The sequence below is a fragment of the Immundisolibacter sp. genome (assembly GCF_041625615.1).
Classification (GTDB): Bacteria; Pseudomonadota; Gammaproteobacteria; order Immundisolibacterales; family Immundisolibacteraceae; genus Immundisolibacter.
In genome coordinates, this window is record NZ_JBFJTF010000040.1 from 1 (window position 1) to 17,729 (window position 17,729).

A 17,729-nucleotide genomic window follows, 5' to 3' on the forward strand; every position below is an offset into this window, starting at 1 on the left:
GATCTGTGCGCCGGCCTCGATCACCGCACCGGCCTCGATGCGCACGTCGGCGCCCAGCCGGGCATCCGGGTGCACACTGGCCTGCGGATGGCGCTGTGAGGGCAGGGAAGGCGCCGGATGCAGCGCGGCGGCCGCCCGGGCGAAAGTCAGGTACGGGTTGTCGGACAACAGCACCGCACCCGCGAACAGGGCGCGGTCGGCCGGCGCCAGCACCACGGCGCCGGCATCGGACCCGGCCAGCTGCCCCCGATAGCGGCGGTTGGCAAAAAAACTGAGCTGCTGCGGCCCAGCCTTGGCCAGGGTGGCGACGCCACTCAGCTCGCAGTCACCATCGCCGTCGTAGGCGACGCCCAGCAGCGCCGCCAGCTCACGTAGCTGCACCGGATCCGCGGCGCGCTTACCGTGCCGGGTTCTTGAGCAGCGCCAACACCTGGTCGGTCACGTTCAGCCCGTCGCTGGCATAGATCACGCCTTCGTACAGGATCAGGTCGTAGCCGCCCGACTTGGCGAATTTCTCCACCGCCGTCAGCAGCTGCTCGCGCAGCTTGCCGACCTCTTCCGACTGGCGAATGCGCAGGTCGTCCTGGAACTCGTCCTGGGCGTGCTTGAGTTCGCGACGGCCGTCGATGATCTCGCGTTCCTTGGCCTTGCGCTGTTCCTCGCTGAGCATCAAGCCGTTCTTGCTCAGGTCCTGCTCCATCTGCTCCAGCCGCTTGGCCCGAGACTCCAGCTGCTGGCGGCGCGGCGTGAATTCGTCGCGCAGCTTCTTTTGCACCGCCTCGGCCTGAGGCGAAGCCTGCAACAGCGCCGATGCATTGACGTACCCAACCTTCAGGTCCGCCGCCGCCAGCGCCGGCGCCAGCAGCAGGCTCCCCAACAGGCCCAAGGCCCAAAGCCGCATGCTCTTCATCGTCAGGTTTCTCCGTGAAAGACGTGAGAAGTAAACAAACTCAGAAACCGGCGCCCAGACTGAACTGGAAGCGCTGGGTCTCGTCCTGTGGCCCCTCGTTGAAGGGCTGTGCGATGGCGATGGAAATGGCCCCGAACGGGGAAATCCAAACCGCTGCCATGCCGGTCGAATAACGCAATTCGCCCACCTTGAGCGAGTCGTCCGGGCCGAACACGTTGCCGGCATCGGCAAACACCGACAACCGGAAATTCTTGCTCTGCTGTTCCATGAACGGCACCGGGAAGAACAGCTCGCTGCGCGCCAGAATCAAACGATCACCGCCGAACGGATCACCGTCGGAATCGGTGAAGGCGCTGAAGGTACGCGGACCGAGGGTGTTGTCCTTGAACCCGCGCAGGGTGCGGAAACCACCGGCGAAGAAGTTTTCGAAAAACGACAAGGCGGTGGTGTCGCCGTACCCGTCGCCATACCCCAGGGTACCGCTGACCATCAGGCTGACGGTGTCGCTGAACGGGAAATAGTGCTGTTCGGTGAAGTTCAGCTTGTAGAACTGGAGATCGCCGAGCGGGGCGGCAATCTCACCCGACAGCCGACGCAAGGCGCCCCGGTCCGGGAAAATGGCGCGGTTGCGGGTATCGCGGGCCAGGCTCAGGTTGAGCTTGAAGATGTTGTAGCTGTCGCCGTTGTCGGCGATGAAGTCCAGCACGTCCTGCGATGTGAAATCGCCGGTGCCGATCTTGGTGTTCTCGAACGCCAGCCCGAATCCGAACGCGCTGAACTCGGACAGCGGCACGTTGTAGCCCCAGGAGCCGCCGAACGAGTCGGTGTCGTACTCGGTCAGGTTGGCATCGGCCGCGTCGGTGGTGCGCAGGAACGCGCTGACCGAACGGCTGACACCGTCCACCGTGGCATAGGGGTTGGTGTGCGCGACGCTGTAGACGCGCGCATAGTCACTGTTCGAGAAGTTGACACTGACGCTGTCGCCCGTGCCCAGGAAATTGTTCTGCGTCACGGCGGCGTTCAGCAGCAGGCCGCTGCCCTGGCCGAAGCCGACGCCCGCCGAGATCGAGCCCGACGCCCGTTCCTTGACCGTGAAATTGACGTCCACCTGGTCCGGACTGCCGGGCACCGCCGGCGTCTCGACCGTGACGTCCTCGAAGAAGCCGAGCCGCTCCAGGCGCACCCGCGACCGTTCCACCGCCGCCGACGAGAACGTGGCCGACTCCATCTGCCGCATCTCGCGCCGCATCACCTCGTCCGCGGTCTTCTGGTTGCCGGCGAAACTGATGCGCCGCACGTAGGCGCGCTTGCCCGGGTCGACGAAGAACGTCAGCTTGGTGGACGCCTTCTCCGTGTCCACCTCGGGCAGGCCGTTGACGTTGGCGAAGGCATAGCCGGCCTCGCCCAGGCGCTCGGAGATGGCGTCGCTGGTCTCGGTCATGGCCTTGCGCGAGAACACGTCACCCGGACGCAGCGTGACCAGTCTGACCAGCTCCTCCGGCTCGACCACCAGGTTGCCGGACAGCTTGACCTCGTCGACGGTGTACTGCTGCCCCTCGTCGACGTTGATGGTGATGTAGATCTCGCGCTTGTCCGGGGTGATGGCCACCTGGGTCGAGGTGATGTCGAAGTCCAGGTAGCCGCGATCCAGGTAGTAGGCGTGCAGCTTCTCCAGATCGCCGGCCAGTTTCTGGCGCGAGTACTTGTCGTTGCCAGTGATGAAGCTGAGCAGATTCGGCGTCGACAACTCGAAGGCATTGCGCAGGGTGTCGTCGTCGAACACCTGGTTGCCGACGATGTTGATCTGACGGATACGCGCGACGTCGCCTTCGGAGATGACGATGTCGATGCGCACGCGGTTACGCGGCAGGTCGGCGACCTCGGTCTCCACATCCATACCGTACTTGCCGTTGGCGAAGTACTGGCGCTGCAATTCCTGGCGCAGCTGATCCAGGGCCGACGGAACGAATACCCGGCCAACCGCCAGTCCGGCCTCGCGCAGGCCTTTTTGCAGGTCCTCGGTCTTGATGTCCTTGTTGCCGGTGATGTTCAGCTCGGCAATCGACGGGCGTTCGACCACATCGATCACCAGCACATCGCCATCGCGCCCCAGCTGCACGTCGCTGAAGAACTCGGTCTGGAACAGCGCGCGGATGACATCGCTCGAGCGCTGCGGATCGAACCGGTCGCCGACGCGCACCGGCAGCGCGATCAATACCGCGCCGGGCGAGATGCGCTGCAGGCCATTGAGACGAATGTCCTCGACCACGAAGCCGTCCGCGTCCACGGCGCGCACTGTGGACGGCACCAAAGACAGGCACAGCACGAGGGCCAGCACGCAGCGGGACAGTAAGCGCAGGGACTCGGACAACAAAGCGTCACCGGGCAGGCCGCAGCCCGCGATCAGGGTCTAAAACAGGAGTCGTGTTATGTCGTTGTAGAACGCCAACACGGTCAGTGCCAGCAGGGCGGCCAGGCCAATCTGCTGGCCGACGGCACGAAACCGCTCGGGCAGCGGCCGCCCGCGCACCCATTCGGCGAAATAGTACAGCAAGTGTCCACCGTCCAGAACCGGCACCGGCAGCAGATTCAGCAGCCCCAGCGACAGGCTGACCAGACCCAGAAACGACAGGAACTGGGCCACCCCGAGACGCGCGCTGTAGCCGGCGAACTCGGCAATCGACAGCGGCCCGCTCACGTTGCGACTGGAGGCCTCGCCGGTGAGCATGCGCCAGACCATCTGGCCGGTCAGGGCGGTCATGTCGCGCAGTTTCCCCAGCCCCTGCCCGGCCGCCGCCAGCGGGCCGTAATGCAGACGCACGAAGTAGTCGTCGATGGCGACCTGCGGCCGCGCCGCGGCCACGCCAACCTGGCCGATGCGCCGACCATCCTGCTCCACGGCGCGCGGCGTCACGGTCAGCTCCAGCACCTGCCCACCGCGACGCAGGCGCACCTGCAGCGGTTGCTGCGCACTGGCCTGCACCCGCTGCACCCAGTCGCCCCAGTCGGCCAGTGGCTCACCGTCGACGCTGAGCAGCAGATCGTCCGCTTGCAGGCCGGCCGCGGCGGCCGCCCCATCGGGCATCACCTCACCGATCCGCGGTTCGATGTGCGGAGCCCGCCACCGCAGGCCCACCCGGCGCATGACGTCCGGATCCTCGGCCCGATAGTCCAGCCCGGACAGATCGAGCGTGCGCGCCTGATGCCCCCCGGCCGCCGACGTCACGCCAACGTCCACTGTCCGGCCATCCAGTGCCGCCGGCATCAACGCCAGAGTGGCGTCTTCCCAGCTGCGCACCGGCCGGCCGCCGACCGCCTCGATGCTGTCTCCCGCCGCAAACCCGGCCACGGCCGCCGGCGTGTCGGGCAACACCTCGCCCACCAGTGGCCGCTGTCCCTGGATACCGACCATGAACATGACCCAGTAGAACAGCCAGGCCAGCAGCAGATTGGCCAGCGGCCCGGCCACCACCACGGCCATGCGCGCCCATACCGGTTTGCGGTTGAACGCCCGGTGCTGCTCGTCGTCGGCGACCGGCGCCTCGGCCTCGTCCAGCATCTTCACGTAGCCGCCCAGCGGCAGGGCGGCAATCACGAACTCCGTGCCGTGACGATCCACGCGGCGCCACAGCGGCCGGCCGAAGCCAACCGAGAACCGCAACACCTTCACGCCGACCCGGCGTGCGACCCAGAAGTGACCGAACTCGTGCACGCTCACCAGCACGCCGATGGCCACCACGAACGCACCCACCGACCACAGCACACCGCCCATCACGCTGCCACCCGCGCCTGTGCCGCCTGACGCGCCGCCCGATCGGCCGCCAGCACGGTCTCCAACGCATCCGCCGCCTGACCCGGCACGGCGTCCAGGACCGCCTGCACCGTCGGTGCGATGGCGCCGAAAGCCAGCCGGCCGTCCAGGAACGCCGCCACCGCGACCTCGTTGGCCGCGTTCAGGATGGTGCTGGCGGTGCCGCCGGCCTCCAGTGCCCGATAGGCCAGATCAAGACACGGAAACCGCGCGCGGTCTGGCGGCTCGAAATCGAGCCGGGCGGTTTCGAACAGGTCCAGCGTGCGCGCTCCCGACGGCAGGCGCTCGGGCCAGGCCAGGGCATGGGCGATCGGCACCCGCATGTCCGGGCTGCCGAGCTGAGCCAGCAACGAACCGTCGACGAACTCCACCAGCGAATGCACCACGCTTTGCGGATGAATCACCACCTGCACCGCCGGCGCCGGCAGATTGAACAGCCAGGCGGTCTCGATCACCTCGAGCCCCTTGTTCATGAGCGTGGCCGAGTCGACCGAAATCTTGCGCCCCATCACCCAGCGCGGATGGGCACAGGCCTGATCCGGGGTCGCGGTGGCCATGAGCGACAAGGGGGTGCGCAGAAACGGGCCACCGGAGGCGGTCAGCAGCAACCGCTGCACCCCATGCCCGGCCGCCGGTTCGCCACAGCGATAGCCCGGCAGGCACTGGAACATGGCATTGGTCTCACTGTCGATGGGAATCAAGGTCGCACCGCCGCGCTGCACCGCCGCCATGAACAGCGCACCCGCCATCACCAGCGCCTCCTTGTTGGCGAGCAACAGAACCTTGCCCGCCTCCGCCGCCGCCAGGGACGATTCGAGCCCGGCCGCGCCGACGATGCCGGCCACCACCACATCCACGTCCGGCCCGCGCACCACCTCGGCCAACGCCTGACTGCCGACCAACACCCGCGTCGGACCGCCATCAAGGGCACGGCGCACCTCGGCCGCTGCCTCGGGGTCGGCCAGCACGGCCACCGCCGGCTGAAAGCGCCGACAGATGTCGAGCATGCGTTTCACGTTGCGGCGTGCCGCCACCACCTGCAACCGATAGCGATCCGGATGCAGTGCCAGCACCGACAGCGTGCTGTCGCCGATGGATCCGGTGGCACCCAGCAGGGCGATGTTGCGCACGGCTCAGCCCCCGACCAACGACGGTGCCAGCAGCGCGAACAGCGGCGCGGCGGCGATGAGCGCATCGATGCGATCGAGCGCACCGCCGTGCCCGGGCAACAGCTGCCCGCTGTCCTTGACGCCGGCACGGCGCTTGAAGACGCTCTCGGTCAGGTCGCCGACCACCGACAACGCGGCACACAGTGCGGCCAGGGTTCCCAGCGCCAGCACCTGCACCGCGTCCAGACGCCAGATCGCGCCGGCCAGCAACCCCACCAGCACCGCGCCGGCGAGACCGCCGTACAGCCCGGCCAGTGTCTTGCCGGGGCTGACCTGCGGACACAAGCGGCGACGACCATAGCGACGGCCGACCAGGTAAGCGACGCTATCAGCCACCCACACCAGGGCCAGACACACCAGCAGCAGCGAGCGGTCGATCTGCGCCAGGCGCACCAGGGCCGACCAGGCGGCGGCCAGGGCCAGCACGATGATGGCCGCCTGCACCAGCGGTCGCTGCAACACGGACGGCACCGCCGGGTAACGGACCACCAGCACCAGCGCCAGCAACCAGCCCACCAATGCCAGCGACCACAACACGGAACCCAGCGCGGGCGGCAACACGTACGTGGCGGCCAGCAACGCGCCGAGCGCCAACAGCACCCCGCCGCGCCACGCGCCATCCAGGCCCGGGCACAGCTGCCCCCACTCCCAGGCGGCACGCAAGGCGATCAACGCCAAAACGCCGGCCAGCCACGGCAGGTCGCCGTACCACACCAGCGCCAGTGCCAGAACGAGCAAGGCCAGTGCCGTCAGCAGCCGCGTTCTAGGCACCGGCGACACCGAGCCCGTTGCACTGCACCTGGTCACCGGTGCGGCCGAAACGCCGCTCACGCCCGGCGTACCAGGCCAGGGCCTCGCCAAGCGCCTCGACATCGAAATCCGGCCACAGCGCGTCGGCAAAATACAGTTCCGCATAGGCGGCCTGCCAGAGCAGAAAGTTGCTGATGCGACGCTCACCACCGGTGCGTACCAGCAGGTCCACCGGCGGCGCGTCGGCGGTCGACAGGCGGGCGGCGAACGACTGCTCGTCGAGGTCAGCCGCGTCCAGGCGCCCGGCGGCGGCCTCGGCGACACATGCACGCGCCGCCTGCAGAATGTCCCAGCGCCCGCCGTAATTGGCCGCCACCATCAACCGCAAGCCCTCACCGCTGGCCGTGCTGGCCTCCACGCGGGCGATGTCCGCCCTCAATGAGGCCGGCAAACCGGTGCGATCGCCGATGACGGTCAGCCGCACACCATGTTCGCGCAAACGCGCTTCCTCCTCGCGCAGCGCGCGCGAGAACAACCGCATCAGCAGCGACACCTCGTCCGCCGGACGCAACCAGTTCTCGCTGCTGAAGGCAAACAGTGTCAGATATTCGATGCCCTGGCTGGCGCAGGCCTCAACGATGCGGCGCACCACGCGGGCACCCGCCCGGTGCCCGGCAACCCGGGGCAAGTGACGCCGACGCGCCCAGCGCCCGTTGCCGTCCATGATGATGGCGACGTGCCGGGGCTGCTGACCGAGCGCGGGCGTCGTCATGGCGCCCGCTCAGACCTCCAGCAGGTCCGCTTCCTTGGCGGCCAGCAGGCTCTCCACCTCGGCCACGAAGCGGTCGGTCAGTTTCTGCACCTCGGCCTGGGCCCGAGTCTCGTCATCGGCCGAGATCAGCTTTTCCTTCTCCAACTCCTTGAGCGAGTTGTTGGCGTCGCGGCGCACGTTGCGGATAGCCACCCGGCACGCCTCGCCCTCGGCACGGACGACACGAATCAGGTCCTTGCGCCGTTGCTCGGTCAGCGCCGGCAGCGGCACGCGGATGACCATGCCCGCGGTCGACGGATTCAGGCCCAGGTCGGACTCGCGAATGGCCTTGTCGATGGCGGCCACGGTGCCCTTGTCGAACGGCGACACCAGCAGCGTACGCGCGTCCTCGGCGCTGATGTTGGCCAGCTGGCGCAACGGCGTGTCGGCACCGTAATAGTTCACGTGCACCTGATCCAGCAGCCCCGGATGGGCCCGGCCGGCGCGGATCTTCTTCAACTCTTCCTGCAAGGCATGGACGCTCTTGCTCATGCGCTGTTCGGCGTCCTTGCGCACGTCGTCGATCATCAGTTGCCTCCGCTCAAGCGTTTGCCGGCGCCATCAGGGTGCCGACCGACTCGCCGCGCACGATGCGCAGCAGCGCACCGCGACTGTTCATGTCGAACACCCGCACCGGCAGTGCATGTTCCCGCGCCAGGGCCACTGCCGTGGCGTCCATGACGCCCAGGTGGCGCGACAGCACCTCGTCGTAATCCAGCCGCTCGTACCGGTGCGCGTCCGGGTTGCGCAGGGGATCGGCGTCGTATACGCCGTCGACCTTGGTTGATTTCAGCAGCAAGCTGGCACCGATGTCGATGGCACGCAGGCAAGCCGCCGTATCGGTCGTGAAATAGGGGTTGCCGATACCGCCCGCGCACAGCACCACCCGCCCGGCATCCAGGTGCGCCAGCGCCTTGGAACGGACGTACGCCTCGGCCACCCCGGTCACGGCCAGCGCCGACAGCACCCGTGCCGGAATGCCGGCCGCCTGCAGCACCTCGTGCAGGGCCAGCGCGTTCATCACCGTCGCCAGCATGCCGATGTAGTCGGCCGTGGCGCGGTCAGCGCCATCGGCTGCCGCCGGCAGGCCGCGGAACAGGTTGCCGCCACCAACCACCAGCCCGACCTGCACGCCGGCGGCGAGCACCGGCTTAAGTTCCTCGGCCACCGCCTGCATGGCAGTGCGGTCGAAGCCGTGGGGCTTGCCACCGGCCAGGGCCTCGCCGCTCAGCTTGAGCAGGACTCGGCGGTACGTCGGCGCCGCAGCGGCCATGACAGAATCAGCCCCGGGCTTGCTTCATCACTTCGGCGACGAAGTCGTCAGCCTGTTTCTCGATGCCCTCGCCCACCTCCAGGCGATCGAAGGCAACCACCCGCGCACCGGCCTTCTTCAGCAGCTGCTCCACGGTCACATCCGGGTCCTTGATGAACGCCTGGCCGAGCAAGGTCACCTCGGCGGCGTACTTGCGCAGACGCCCCTCGACCATCTTCGCGCGGATCTCCTCCGGCTTGCCGGATTCGGCCGCCTGGGCGTCGTAGATTTCCTTTTCACGGGCCAGCACATCGGCCGGAATCTGTTCGGCCGACACGCACAACGGCCGGCTGGCCGCGATGTGCATGGCGATGTCGCGGGCCAGGTCGGCATCGCCGCCCTCAAGCTCCACCAGCACGCCAATACGGCTGCCGTGCACATAGCTGCCGAGCAGCCCCGCGGACTGGCGGCGCACAAAACGACGCACCCGGATGTTCTCACCGATCTTGGCCACCAGCTGCTGGCGCGCCTGCTCAACGGTACCACCGTCCATCGTGAGGCCGGACAGCTGCTCGATATCGGCCGGACCGTGCTCGAGCACCAGTTGGCCCACCACATCGGCAAACGCCAGGAAATTGTCGTCCTTGGCCACGAAGTCGGTTTCCGAGTTGACCTCGGTCAGCGCCATGCTGCGACCGTCGGCGCCGACGGTCAGGATGATGGCGCCGTCGGCAGCGGTGCGTCCGGCCTTCTTGTCGGCGCGTGCGGCGCCGGCCTTGCGAACCAGGTCGATGGCCGCCTCGATGTCGCCACCGGCCTCGGTCAGCGCCTTCTTGCATTCCATCATGCCGAGCCCGGTACGCTCGCGCATTTCCTTGACCAGCGATGCCGATATGTTCATCTGAATTACCCTCTCAACGCACCGCGCCGGCCGGGCGCGGAACAAAAAAAGAGGGGTCGAACCCCTCTTAGAAAATTGAAAAATGGGCGCGTGCCGGATCACCAGGCCGCGCCACCGCTGTCCCCTCAGCCGGCCTCGACGACCTCGACAAACTCGTCACCGCCACCGGCGGCGAGGGCGGTGTGGCCGTTCTGGATGGCCTCCGCCGCCTGACCCAGGTACAGGTCGATGGCCCGGATGGAGTCATCGTTGCCGGGAATCACGTAGTCCACCTTCTCCGGCCGGTTGTTGGTGTCGACCACCGCGATCACCGGAATGCCGAGCCGGTTGGCCTCCTCGACCGCAATGTGCTCGTAACCGGTGTCGATGACGAACAACGCATCGGGCATGCCCTTCAGGTTGCGAATGCCGCCGACACTGCGCAGCAACTTCTCGCGCTCGCGGTTCAGCAACTGGATTTCGCGCTTGGTCAAGTCGCCCGGCTTGGCCACCTCAAGACGCGTCTCGAGATCGATCAGGCGATCCACCGACTTGCGCACCGTGCGGTAATTGGTCAGCAGGCCGCCCAGCCAGCGGTGATTGATGTACGGCATGCCGCAGGCGCCGGCGTGCTGCTCGACCAGCTTGCGCGCCTGGCGCTTGGTGCCGACGAACAGCACCGTGCCGCCGCGGGCGGCGATCTTGCCCAGGGCGTTCATGGCATCGCGCAGCATGGGCAGGCTGCGTTCGAGGTTGATGATGTGGATGTTCTGGCGCGCCCCGTAGATATAGGGGGCCATGGCCGGCGACCAGTAGCGGGTCTGATGACCGAAATGGACGCCTGCGTCCAGCAGGTCGCGCATGGAAACTCCAGCCATAAGCCAAAATGCTCCGCAGAAATTCGGTGAGGTTTTACCGTTGCACAATAGGCCACGGTCGGGCAGCGGCCCGAAGCCAAGGGCGCGATTTATAGCATCGTTCGCCGCCAGCGACAATCGTTCGGTTTACCGGCGCGGCGGGCGGCTGCTACATTTTGTCGCCTTTACCCCCGCAGCCGCCCCCACCGGCAGCCCGTCCGAGGCCGATGACCGTCTCCATCAAGTCCCCCGAAGAGCTCGACGCCCTGCGCGTGGCCGGCCGTCTGGCCGCGCAGCTGCTCGAGATGATCGGCCCGCACGTGCGCGCGGGCGTCACCACCGACGCGTTGAACGACCTGTGCGAGCAGCACACCACCGAGGTGTTGCACAGCCGCTCGGCACCGCTGGGCTACCACGGCTTCCCGAAGTCGATCTGCACCTCGGTCAACCACGTGGTCTGCCACGGCATTCCCAACGACAAGCCGCTGAAGAAGGGCGACATCGTCAACATCGACGTCACCGTCATCAAGGACGATTTCCACGGCGACACCAGCGCCATGTTCTACGTGGGCGAGCCGTCCATCCAGGCACGGCGCCTGTGCGAGACCTGTTACGAGGCGCTGTGGGTCGGTATCCGCATGGTGCGCCCGGGCATGCGCCTGGGCGATCTGGGTCACGCCATCCAGACCTACGCCGAGGGACACAGCTATTCGGTGGTTCGCGAGTACTGCGGGCACGGCATCGGCCGCCAGTTTCATGAAGAGCCGCAGGTGCTGCACTACGGCATCCCGGGTACCGGCCTGGTCCTGGAGCCGGGCATGGTGTTCACCATCGAGCCGATGCTCAACGCCGGCAAGCGCCACGTGAAGCTCCTGCCCGACGGCTGGACCGTCGTCACCAAGGACCGCAGCCTGTCCGCGCAATGGGAGCACATGGTGGCGGTCACCGAAGACGGCGTCGAGGTGCTCACCCTGCGCGAGGGTGAGACGCCGCCGTGAACGCGCCGGACGCGCCGTTGTTCGACGCGCCGGCGGTCGGGCAGTACCTGGACCAAGCCGGCGTCACGCCTGCCAGCTGCCGCCGGGCACGCCAGCAGTTTGGCGACCGTCTGCGCGCGTACTATGACCGCCAGCCGGCCGGCACGCCGATCGTGCAGGCCCGCACCGCGTTCGTCGACCTGCTGCTGCGCCGCATCTGGGCAACCCAGATGGGCGACGTGCCGGGCGCCGAGCGCCTGGCGCTGGTGGCGGTCGGCGGCTACGGCCGCGGCGAACTGCACGCCTGCTCGGACGTCGACATTCTGGTGCTCGCGCCGCGTGCCGGCGACGTGAATCGCGTATCCGAAGCGCTGACCGGGTTCATCACCTTTCTGTACGACACCGGACTCGACATCGGCGCCAGCGTGCGCAGCCTGCGTCAATGCGTGGACGAAGGCCGGCGCGATGTCACCATCGCCACGGCGCTGCTCGAGGCCCGTCTGCTGGCCGGCAGCGAAACCCTGTTCGAGCAGCTCAGCCGACGCACCGGCCCGGACAAGATGTGGCCGACCCGCAAGTTCATGGCCGCCAAGCTGGCAGAGCAGCACGTGCGCTACGGCAAGTTCGACGCCACCGCCTACAAGCTCGAGCCGAATGTGAAGGAAAGCCCGGGCGGGCTGCGCGACATCCACACCATCGGCTGGGTGGCCAAGCGCCACTTCGGCGCGCGCACCCTGCACGAGCTGGTCGAGCACGATTTCCTGGAGCCGGACGAGTACCGGCAGTTGGTCGAGGGCCAGGAGTTCCTGTCCGAAGTGCGCAACGGCCTGCACCTGCTGACCGGGCGCAAGCACGACCACCTGCTGTTCGACCAGCAACGCGAGCTGGCCCGCCGCTTCGGCTACCAGGACACGGCGGGCAGCCTGGCCGTCGAGCAGTTCATGAAGCGCTACTACGGCACCGTCAAGGGCCTGTCGCGTCTGAACGAGATGCTGCTGCAGCATTTCGAGGAAGAGATCCTGCTGGCCCGCCGCAGCGACCGCGCCACCCCGCTGAACAGCCGCTTCCAGCTGCGCAAGGATTTCATCGAGGTGCGCAACGCCCAGGTGTTCCGCCGGTATCCGTTCGCCCTGCTGGAGCTGTTCCTGCTGCTGCAGCAGCACCGCCGCCACGTGCGCGGCGTGCGCGCCGGCACCGTGCGCCTGATCCGCAAGCACCTGCACCTGATCGACGACGCCTTTCGCGCCGACCTGCGCTGCACCAGCCTGTTCATGGAGATCATCCGCCAGCCGCACGGCATCGGCCACGAGCTGCAACGCATGCACCGCTACGGCGTACTGGCCCGCTACATTCCCGCCTTCGGGCGGGTACTGGGGCAGATGCAGCACGACCTGTTCCACGTCTACACGGTCGATGAACACAGCCTGTTCGTACTGCGCAACACCCGCAGCTACGCCTTCCCGGAAGAAAACATCCCGGCCCTGGAACTCGGCTACCAGATCTTCCCGCGCATCCCCAAGCCGGAGCTGCTGTACCTGGCGGCGCTGTTCCACGACGTCGCCAAGGGCCGCGGCGGCGACCATTCGGTACTCGGCGAAAGCGAGGCCCACGCGTTCTGCCGCCTGCACCGGTTGTCCGAGTTCGACAGCCGGCTGGTCGCCTGGCTGGTGCGCCACCACCTGCTGATGAGCTCGGTCTCGCAGCGCCAGGACATCGGCGACCCCGATGTGATCCGCGCCTTCGCCGCCACGGTCGGCGACCAGGTGCACCTGGACTACCTGTACCTGCTGACCGTGGCCGACATGCGCGGCACCGGCCCCACGGTATGGAACTCCTGGAAGGGCTCCCTGCTGACGGCGCTGTACCTGGCCACGCGGCGCGCGCTGCGACGCGGCCTTGGCAGCCCTATCGACGCCCACGAACAGGCGCTCGACATCCGCCACCGGGCCGCGGAGCTGCTGCCGGCCGAACAGGTGGATCCGCGCGAGTGCGAGCGTTTCTGGGAACGCCTGGACGACGACTACTTCCTGCGCTTCACGGCCGAGGAAATCGCCTGGCACGCCAAGCACATCCTGCGCGCGCGCAGCGCCGCCCCGGCGGTGGTGGCCACGCGCGACTTCCCGGACCGTGGCAGCACCGGCGTGATGGTCTACACGCGCGACCGCAAGTACCTGTTCGCCGCCATCACCTCCACCCTGGACCGGCTGGCGCTGGACATCGTCGACGCCCGCATCTACACCAGCCGAGACGGCTACGCGCTGGACGCCTTCCTGGTCACCGACATCAACGGCAACCCGGTGTCGAACCCGGCGGCCCGGCGCGAAATCCGCGCCGCGCTGCGCCGTGCGCTGCAGGAAGACCCGCTGTCCCTGAAACCCGGCGGACGGCGCGTCAGCCGCCAGCACAAGGCCTTTCACGTCACCACCGAAGTCTCCTTCGCCACCGACCTGAGCCGCGACCGCACGGTGGTCGAACTGATCTGCAAGGACCGGCCGGGCCTGCTGTCGCAGGTCGCCCAGGCATTCGCCGAGGCCGGCCTGGTGCTGCAGAACGCGCGCGTCAACACCTACGGCGAACGGGCCGAGGACGCCTTTTTCATCACCGATGCCGCCGGCCACGCGGTCACCGACGCCGAACGCCTGAACGCGCTGCGCGAAGACCTGATACGGCGCCTGGGTCAGGAACTGCCGCCCGGCCTTTGAACGACGCCGCATGAATCCCGGTTTCGACGCCCTTCAGCCGTACCCGTTCGAGCGCCTGCGCGCCCTGCTGGCCGACAGCACGCCGCCGGCCGGCCTGCCGCTGGTGGATCTTTCCATCGGCGAGCCGCGCCACGCACCGCCGGCACTCATACGCGAGACCCTGATCGCCCACCTGGACGGTCTCGGCCGCTACCCGAAGACCGCCGGCTCCGACGCACTGCGCGCCGCCATCGCCGACTGGCTGGTGCGGCGTCACGGCCTGCCGGCCGGCGCCGTCGACCCGGCCCGTCAGGTGCTGCCGGTCAGCGGCACGCGCGAGGCGCTGTTCGCCATCGCCCAATGCCTGGTCGACCGCGCCCCCGCGGCCCGCGTGGCCATGCCCAACCCCTTCTATCAGATCTACGAGGGCGCGGCCGTGCTGGCCGGCGCCACGCCGCTGTACCTGCCCTGCCAGCCGGCCAGCGGGCAGCCGGACTTCGACGCCGTGCCGGCCAGCGCCTGGCGCGACGTGCAACTGCTGTACGTATGCTCGCCGCACAACCCGACCGGCGGGGTACTGGACCTCGAGCAGCTCAAACGCCTGGTCGAACTCGCGCACCGGCACGATTTCGTCATCGCCGCCGACGAGTGCTACTCCGAAATCTATCCCGACGACCTCGCACCACCGCCGGGCATCCTGGCCGCCTGCCGGGCGCTCGGCCTCGACGACTTCACCCGCTGCCTCGCCTTCCAGAGCCTGTCCAAGCGTTCGAGCGTGCCGGGCCTGCGCTCGGGCTTCGTGGCCGGCGACGCGGCCCTGATCGGGCGTTTCCTGCGCTACCGCACCTACCACGGCTGCGCCTTGCCGGAACACGTGCAGGCGGCCAGCGCCGCCGCCTGGAGCGATGAGCAGCACGTGCACGACAGCCGGGCCCTGTACCGGCACAAGATGAACGTCGCCGTGGACACCCTCGCCGGCCGCGTGGCACGGCCGGACGGCGGCTTTTGCCTGTGGCTGCCGGTACCCGGCGGCGATGACCTGGCCTTCGCCCGACACCTGTATGCCGACGCCGGCCTGCGCGTGCTGCCGGGCAGCTACCTGGCGCGCGCGCAGGACGGCCCGAACCCCGGCGCCGGTCACGTGCGCCTGGCACTGGTGGCCGAACCGGCGGCCTGCGCCGAGGCCATGACGCGCCTGGCGCAGCGGCTGAACGCCCCCCTCGATCGATAGACAAACACAAGGAAGCAAGCACCCCATGCAGGACCTGATCGACACCATCAACACCGCTTTCGAGGCGCGTGCCGACATCACCGCCGCCACCGTCAGCCCGGCCGTGCGCGAGGCGGTGGAACAGGCGCTGGCACTGCTGGACGCCGGCACCGCCCGCGTGGCCGAACCGACCGCCGCCGGCTGGCAGGTCAACGAATGGCTCAAGAAGGCCGTGCTGCTGTCGTTTCGCATTGCCGACAACGCGGTGCTGGACGGCGGTTTCCAGCCGTTCTTCGACAAGGTACCGACCAAGTTCGCCGGCTTCGGCCAGGCCGAGTTCGCCGCCCAGGGCGCGCGGGTGGTGCCGCCGGCCACGGTCCGCCGTGGCGCCTACATCGCCCCCGGCGTGGTGCTGATGCCCAGCTACGTCAACATCGGCGCCTTCGTCGACAGCGGCACCATGGTCGATACCTGGGCCACCGTCGGCTCATGCGCCCAGATCGGCAAGAACGTGCACCTGTCCGGCGGCGTCGGCATCGGCGGCGTGCTGGAACCGCTGCAGGCCGCGCCCACCATCATCGAGGACGACTGCTTCATCGGCGCCCGCTCGGAAGTGGTCGAGGGCGTGGTGGTGGAACGTGGCGCCGTGCTGTCGATGGGCGTGTTCATCGGCCAGAGCACCAAGATCTACAACCGCGAGACCGGCCAGATCACCTACGGCCGCGTGCCGGCCGGTGCCGTGGTGGTGCCGGGCAACCTGCCGGCCGCCGACGGCAGCCACAGCCTGTACTGCGCCGTCATCGTCAAGCAGGTGGACCTGCAGACGCGCGCCAAGGTGGGCATCAACGCCCTGCTGCGGGACTGATCCCGACGGCACCGAACCGTGTCGACGTTCCGTGTGCGTGCCCATGCGGCCGCACACGACACTCCAAAGACCCGGCCTACCGCTGCATCTCGTCCCCGGTGCGCAGCTCGTCGATGAACTGCGCCAGCGCCTCCAGGCGCAGCGTGGGATTGGTCAGTTCCAGCACCCATTGGCGGCGCGCCGGCGGCAGGGGCAGCAGTTCGGCGAGGCGAAAGCCGACCCAGGTGGCGTCCAGCAATTCCTGGGCACGGCCGAAATCGGGATCGTATTCCTCAAGCGCCTGCCGCAGCAGGTCGACCAGCGGACGGTGGCGTTCGGCGATACCGGTGACGGGCTCGGCCTCCAGCCGCAGCGCCTCGCCCAGCACCAGTTGATCGGCCCGCACGCGGCTGGCCACCACCTGCACGCGCTGCTCGCCACGCACCGTGATGTGCAGCATGCCGGCGGCGTCCTCGTCGTGGTCCTCGATCCTCGCCAGCGTGCCGACCGGGTGAAAGCGCGCCGCCTGGCCGGTCTCGCGACCCTCGCTGATCAGACATACGGCGAAGCCGCGCTGCTCGCGCAGGCACTCGCGCACCATGGCCAGATACCGCGGCTCGAAGATGCGCAGCGGCAGCAGGCCGCCCGGGTAGAGCACACTGCCGAGCGGAAACACCGGCAGGGTGAAGGTTTGCAGTTCTGGCACGTCAGATTCCCCCGGCCCTTGAAGTGGTCAACTGCTGCACGAGTTTTGCACGCACGCCACCGAAGGCGCCATTGCTCATGAGCAGAACGTGATCGCCGGGGCGCGCCACCGAGAGCGCCGCCACCAGCGTGTCGGCGTCACTGAAAAAGCCACCGCTGCGGGGCAGGTCGCGCAGCACCTCGTCGACGTCCCAGGCCAGCGGCTGGGCGCAGTGCAGCAGTGCCAGATCGGCATCGGCCAGCGCCGCTGCCAGGCCGGCCCGGTGGGCACCGGCGCGCATGGAGTTCGAGCGCAGATCCACCACCGCCAGGATGCGCGCGGCGCCGACCCGCCCGCGCAGTGCCGCCACGGTGGCGGCAATGGCCGTCGGATGGTGGGCGAAGTCGTCGTACACGGTGACGCCGCTTTCCTGCGCCACCACTTCCAGGCGCCGGCGCACGTTGCGAAAGCCGCCCAGCGCCGCCAGTCCCTGCGCCGGGCGCACGCCCACCTCGGCCGCGGCGGCCAGCGCCGCCAGGGCGTTGTGCAGGTTGTGCATGCCGGCCAGCGACCACTCGGCCACACCGACGGACTCGCCGGCCACGGTCAGCTCGAAACGGCTGGCATCCGGCGTCAGCGGCGTGGCCTGCCACTGCCCGCCGGGTCCAACACCGGTCACCGGCGTCCAGCAGCCGCGTTCGAGCACGCGCGTCAGGTTCGTGTCGGCGGCGTTGACGATCACCCGGCCGTTGCCCGGCACGGTGCGCAGCAGCTGGTGGAACTGCCACTCGATGGCGGCCAGGTCCGGGTAGATGTCGGCGTGGTCGAATTCCAGATTGTTCAGGATGGCGGTGCGCGGCCGGTAGTGCAGGAACTTGGCCCGCTTGTCGAA

Annotated in this window: 17 protein-coding genes; 4 read left to right on the top strand and 13 right to left on the bottom strand. The window is 68.4% G+C overall.

Translation table 11 applies throughout. The features are described from left to right. The 11 genes from ABYX71_RS04880 to rpsB form a co-directional block, all read right to left on the bottom strand. Nucleotides 1–381, bottom strand: a 381-nt coding sequence (locus ABYX71_RS04880) for an LpxD N-terminal domain-containing protein (protein WP_372695381.1), incomplete at its 3' end; no start/stop codon positions are given. Between the two features lie 16 nt (nucleotides 382–397). Then, nucleotides 398–901, bottom strand: a complete 504-nt coding sequence (locus tag ABYX71_RS04885; RefSeq protein ID WP_372695382.1) for an OmpH family outer membrane protein — start codon at nucleotides 899–901, stop codon at nucleotides 398–400. A gap of 49 nt (nucleotides 902–950) precedes the next feature. Further along, nucleotides 951–3,281 carry an outer membrane protein assembly factor BamA gene (bamA, locus tag ABYX71_RS04890; protein ID WP_372695383.1) on the bottom strand — a complete coding sequence of 777 codons (2,331 nt, stop codon included), beginning with the start codon at nucleotides 3,279–3,281 and terminating at the stop codon, nucleotides 951–953. A gap of 39 nt (nucleotides 3,282–3,320) precedes the next feature. Further along, entirely contained in the window at nucleotides 3,321–4,682 is a 1,362-nt protein-coding gene (rseP, locus tag ABYX71_RS04895) for an RIP metalloprotease RseP (protein ID WP_372695384.1), read from the bottom strand. Next, complete coding sequence (locus ABYX71_RS04900; RefSeq protein ID WP_372695385.1) at nucleotides 4,682–5,851, bottom strand: 1-deoxy-D-xylulose-5-phosphate reductoisomerase; 1,170 nt, start codon at nucleotides 5,849–5,851, stop codon at nucleotides 4,682–4,684. The genes rseP and ABYX71_RS04900 overlap by 1 nt, the downstream gene beginning before the upstream one ends. Nucleotides 5,852–5,854: 3 nt before the next feature. Beyond that, on the bottom strand, nucleotides 5,855–6,661 hold the full coding sequence (locus ABYX71_RS04905; protein ID WP_372695386.1) for a phosphatidate cytidylyltransferase: 807 nt from the start codon (nucleotides 6,659–6,661) through the stop codon (nucleotides 5,855–5,857). Continuing rightward, nucleotides 6,654–7,412 carry a polyprenyl diphosphate synthase gene (gene uppS, locus ABYX71_RS04910; RefSeq protein ID WP_372695387.1) on the bottom strand — a complete coding sequence of 253 codons (759 nt, stop codon included), beginning with the start codon at nucleotides 7,410–7,412 and terminating at the stop codon, nucleotides 6,654–6,656. The genes ABYX71_RS04905 and uppS overlap by 8 nt, the downstream gene beginning before the upstream one ends. A 9-nt stretch (nucleotides 7,413–7,421) precedes the next feature. Beyond that, complete coding sequence (gene frr / locus ABYX71_RS04915; protein WP_372695388.1) at nucleotides 7,422–7,979, bottom strand: ribosome recycling factor; 558 nt, start codon at nucleotides 7,977–7,979, stop codon at nucleotides 7,422–7,424. Nucleotides 7,980–7,992: 13 nt separating this feature from the next. Continuing rightward, nucleotides 7,993–8,724, bottom strand: a complete 732-nt coding sequence (gene pyrH, locus ABYX71_RS04920; RefSeq protein ID WP_372695389.1) for a UMP kinase — start codon at nucleotides 8,722–8,724, stop codon at nucleotides 7,993–7,995. Between the two features lie 7 nt (nucleotides 8,725–8,731). Beyond that, on the bottom strand, nucleotides 8,732–9,604 hold the full coding sequence (gene tsf / locus ABYX71_RS04925; protein ID WP_372695390.1) for a translation elongation factor Ts: 873 nt from the start codon (nucleotides 9,602–9,604) through the stop codon (nucleotides 8,732–8,734). A 125-nt stretch (nucleotides 9,605–9,729) separates the two neighbouring features. Continuing rightward, nucleotides 9,730–10,461 carry a 30S ribosomal protein S2 gene (gene rpsB / locus ABYX71_RS04930; protein ID WP_372695391.1) on the bottom strand — a complete coding sequence of 244 codons (732 nt, stop codon included), beginning with the start codon at nucleotides 10,459–10,461 and terminating at the stop codon, nucleotides 9,730–9,732. A gap of 206 nt (nucleotides 10,462–10,667) precedes the next feature. Between rpsB and map the strand changes: the two genes are divergently transcribed. Genes map through dapD form a run of 4 tightly spaced genes read left to right on the top strand, consistent with a single transcriptional unit; the run spans nucleotide 10,668 to nucleotide 16,173 of the window. After that, nucleotides 10,668–11,438 (top strand): type I methionyl aminopeptidase, encoded by a 771-nt coding sequence (gene map, locus ABYX71_RS04935; protein WP_372695392.1) that lies wholly within the window; start codon nucleotides 10,668–10,670, stop codon nucleotides 11,436–11,438. Continuing rightward, nucleotides 11,435–14,119: a [protein-PII] uridylyltransferase gene (glnD, locus tag ABYX71_RS04940; RefSeq protein WP_372695393.1), complete on the top strand. Its 2,685-nt coding sequence runs from the start codon at nucleotides 11,435–11,437 to the stop codon at nucleotides 14,117–14,119. The genes map and glnD overlap by 4 nt, the downstream gene beginning before the upstream one ends. Before the next feature lie 10 nt (nucleotides 14,120–14,129). After that, complete coding sequence (dapC, locus tag ABYX71_RS04945; RefSeq protein WP_372695394.1) at nucleotides 14,130–15,329, top strand: succinyldiaminopimelate transaminase; 1,200 nt, start codon at nucleotides 14,130–14,132, stop codon at nucleotides 15,327–15,329. A 25-nt stretch (nucleotides 15,330–15,354) separates the two neighbouring features. After that, entirely contained in the window at nucleotides 15,355–16,173 is an 819-nt protein-coding gene (gene dapD / locus ABYX71_RS04950) for a 2,3,4,5-tetrahydropyridine-2,6-dicarboxylate N-succinyltransferase (RefSeq protein ID WP_372695395.1), read from the top strand. Between the two features lie 76 nt (nucleotides 16,174–16,249). Here the strand turns inward: dapD and ABYX71_RS04955 are convergent, their stop codons facing one another. Both ABYX71_RS04955 and ABYX71_RS04960 read right to left on the bottom strand, forming a co-directional pair. Beyond that, nucleotides 16,250–16,858, bottom strand: a complete 609-nt coding sequence (locus ABYX71_RS04955) for an LON peptidase substrate-binding domain-containing protein (protein ID WP_372695396.1) — start codon at nucleotides 16,856–16,858, stop codon at nucleotides 16,250–16,252. A gap of 1 nt (nucleotide 16,859) precedes the next feature. Next, a partial coding sequence (locus ABYX71_RS04960; protein WP_372695397.1) for a glutamate ligase domain-containing protein occupies nucleotides 16,860–17,729 on the bottom strand: 870 nt, incomplete at its 5' end.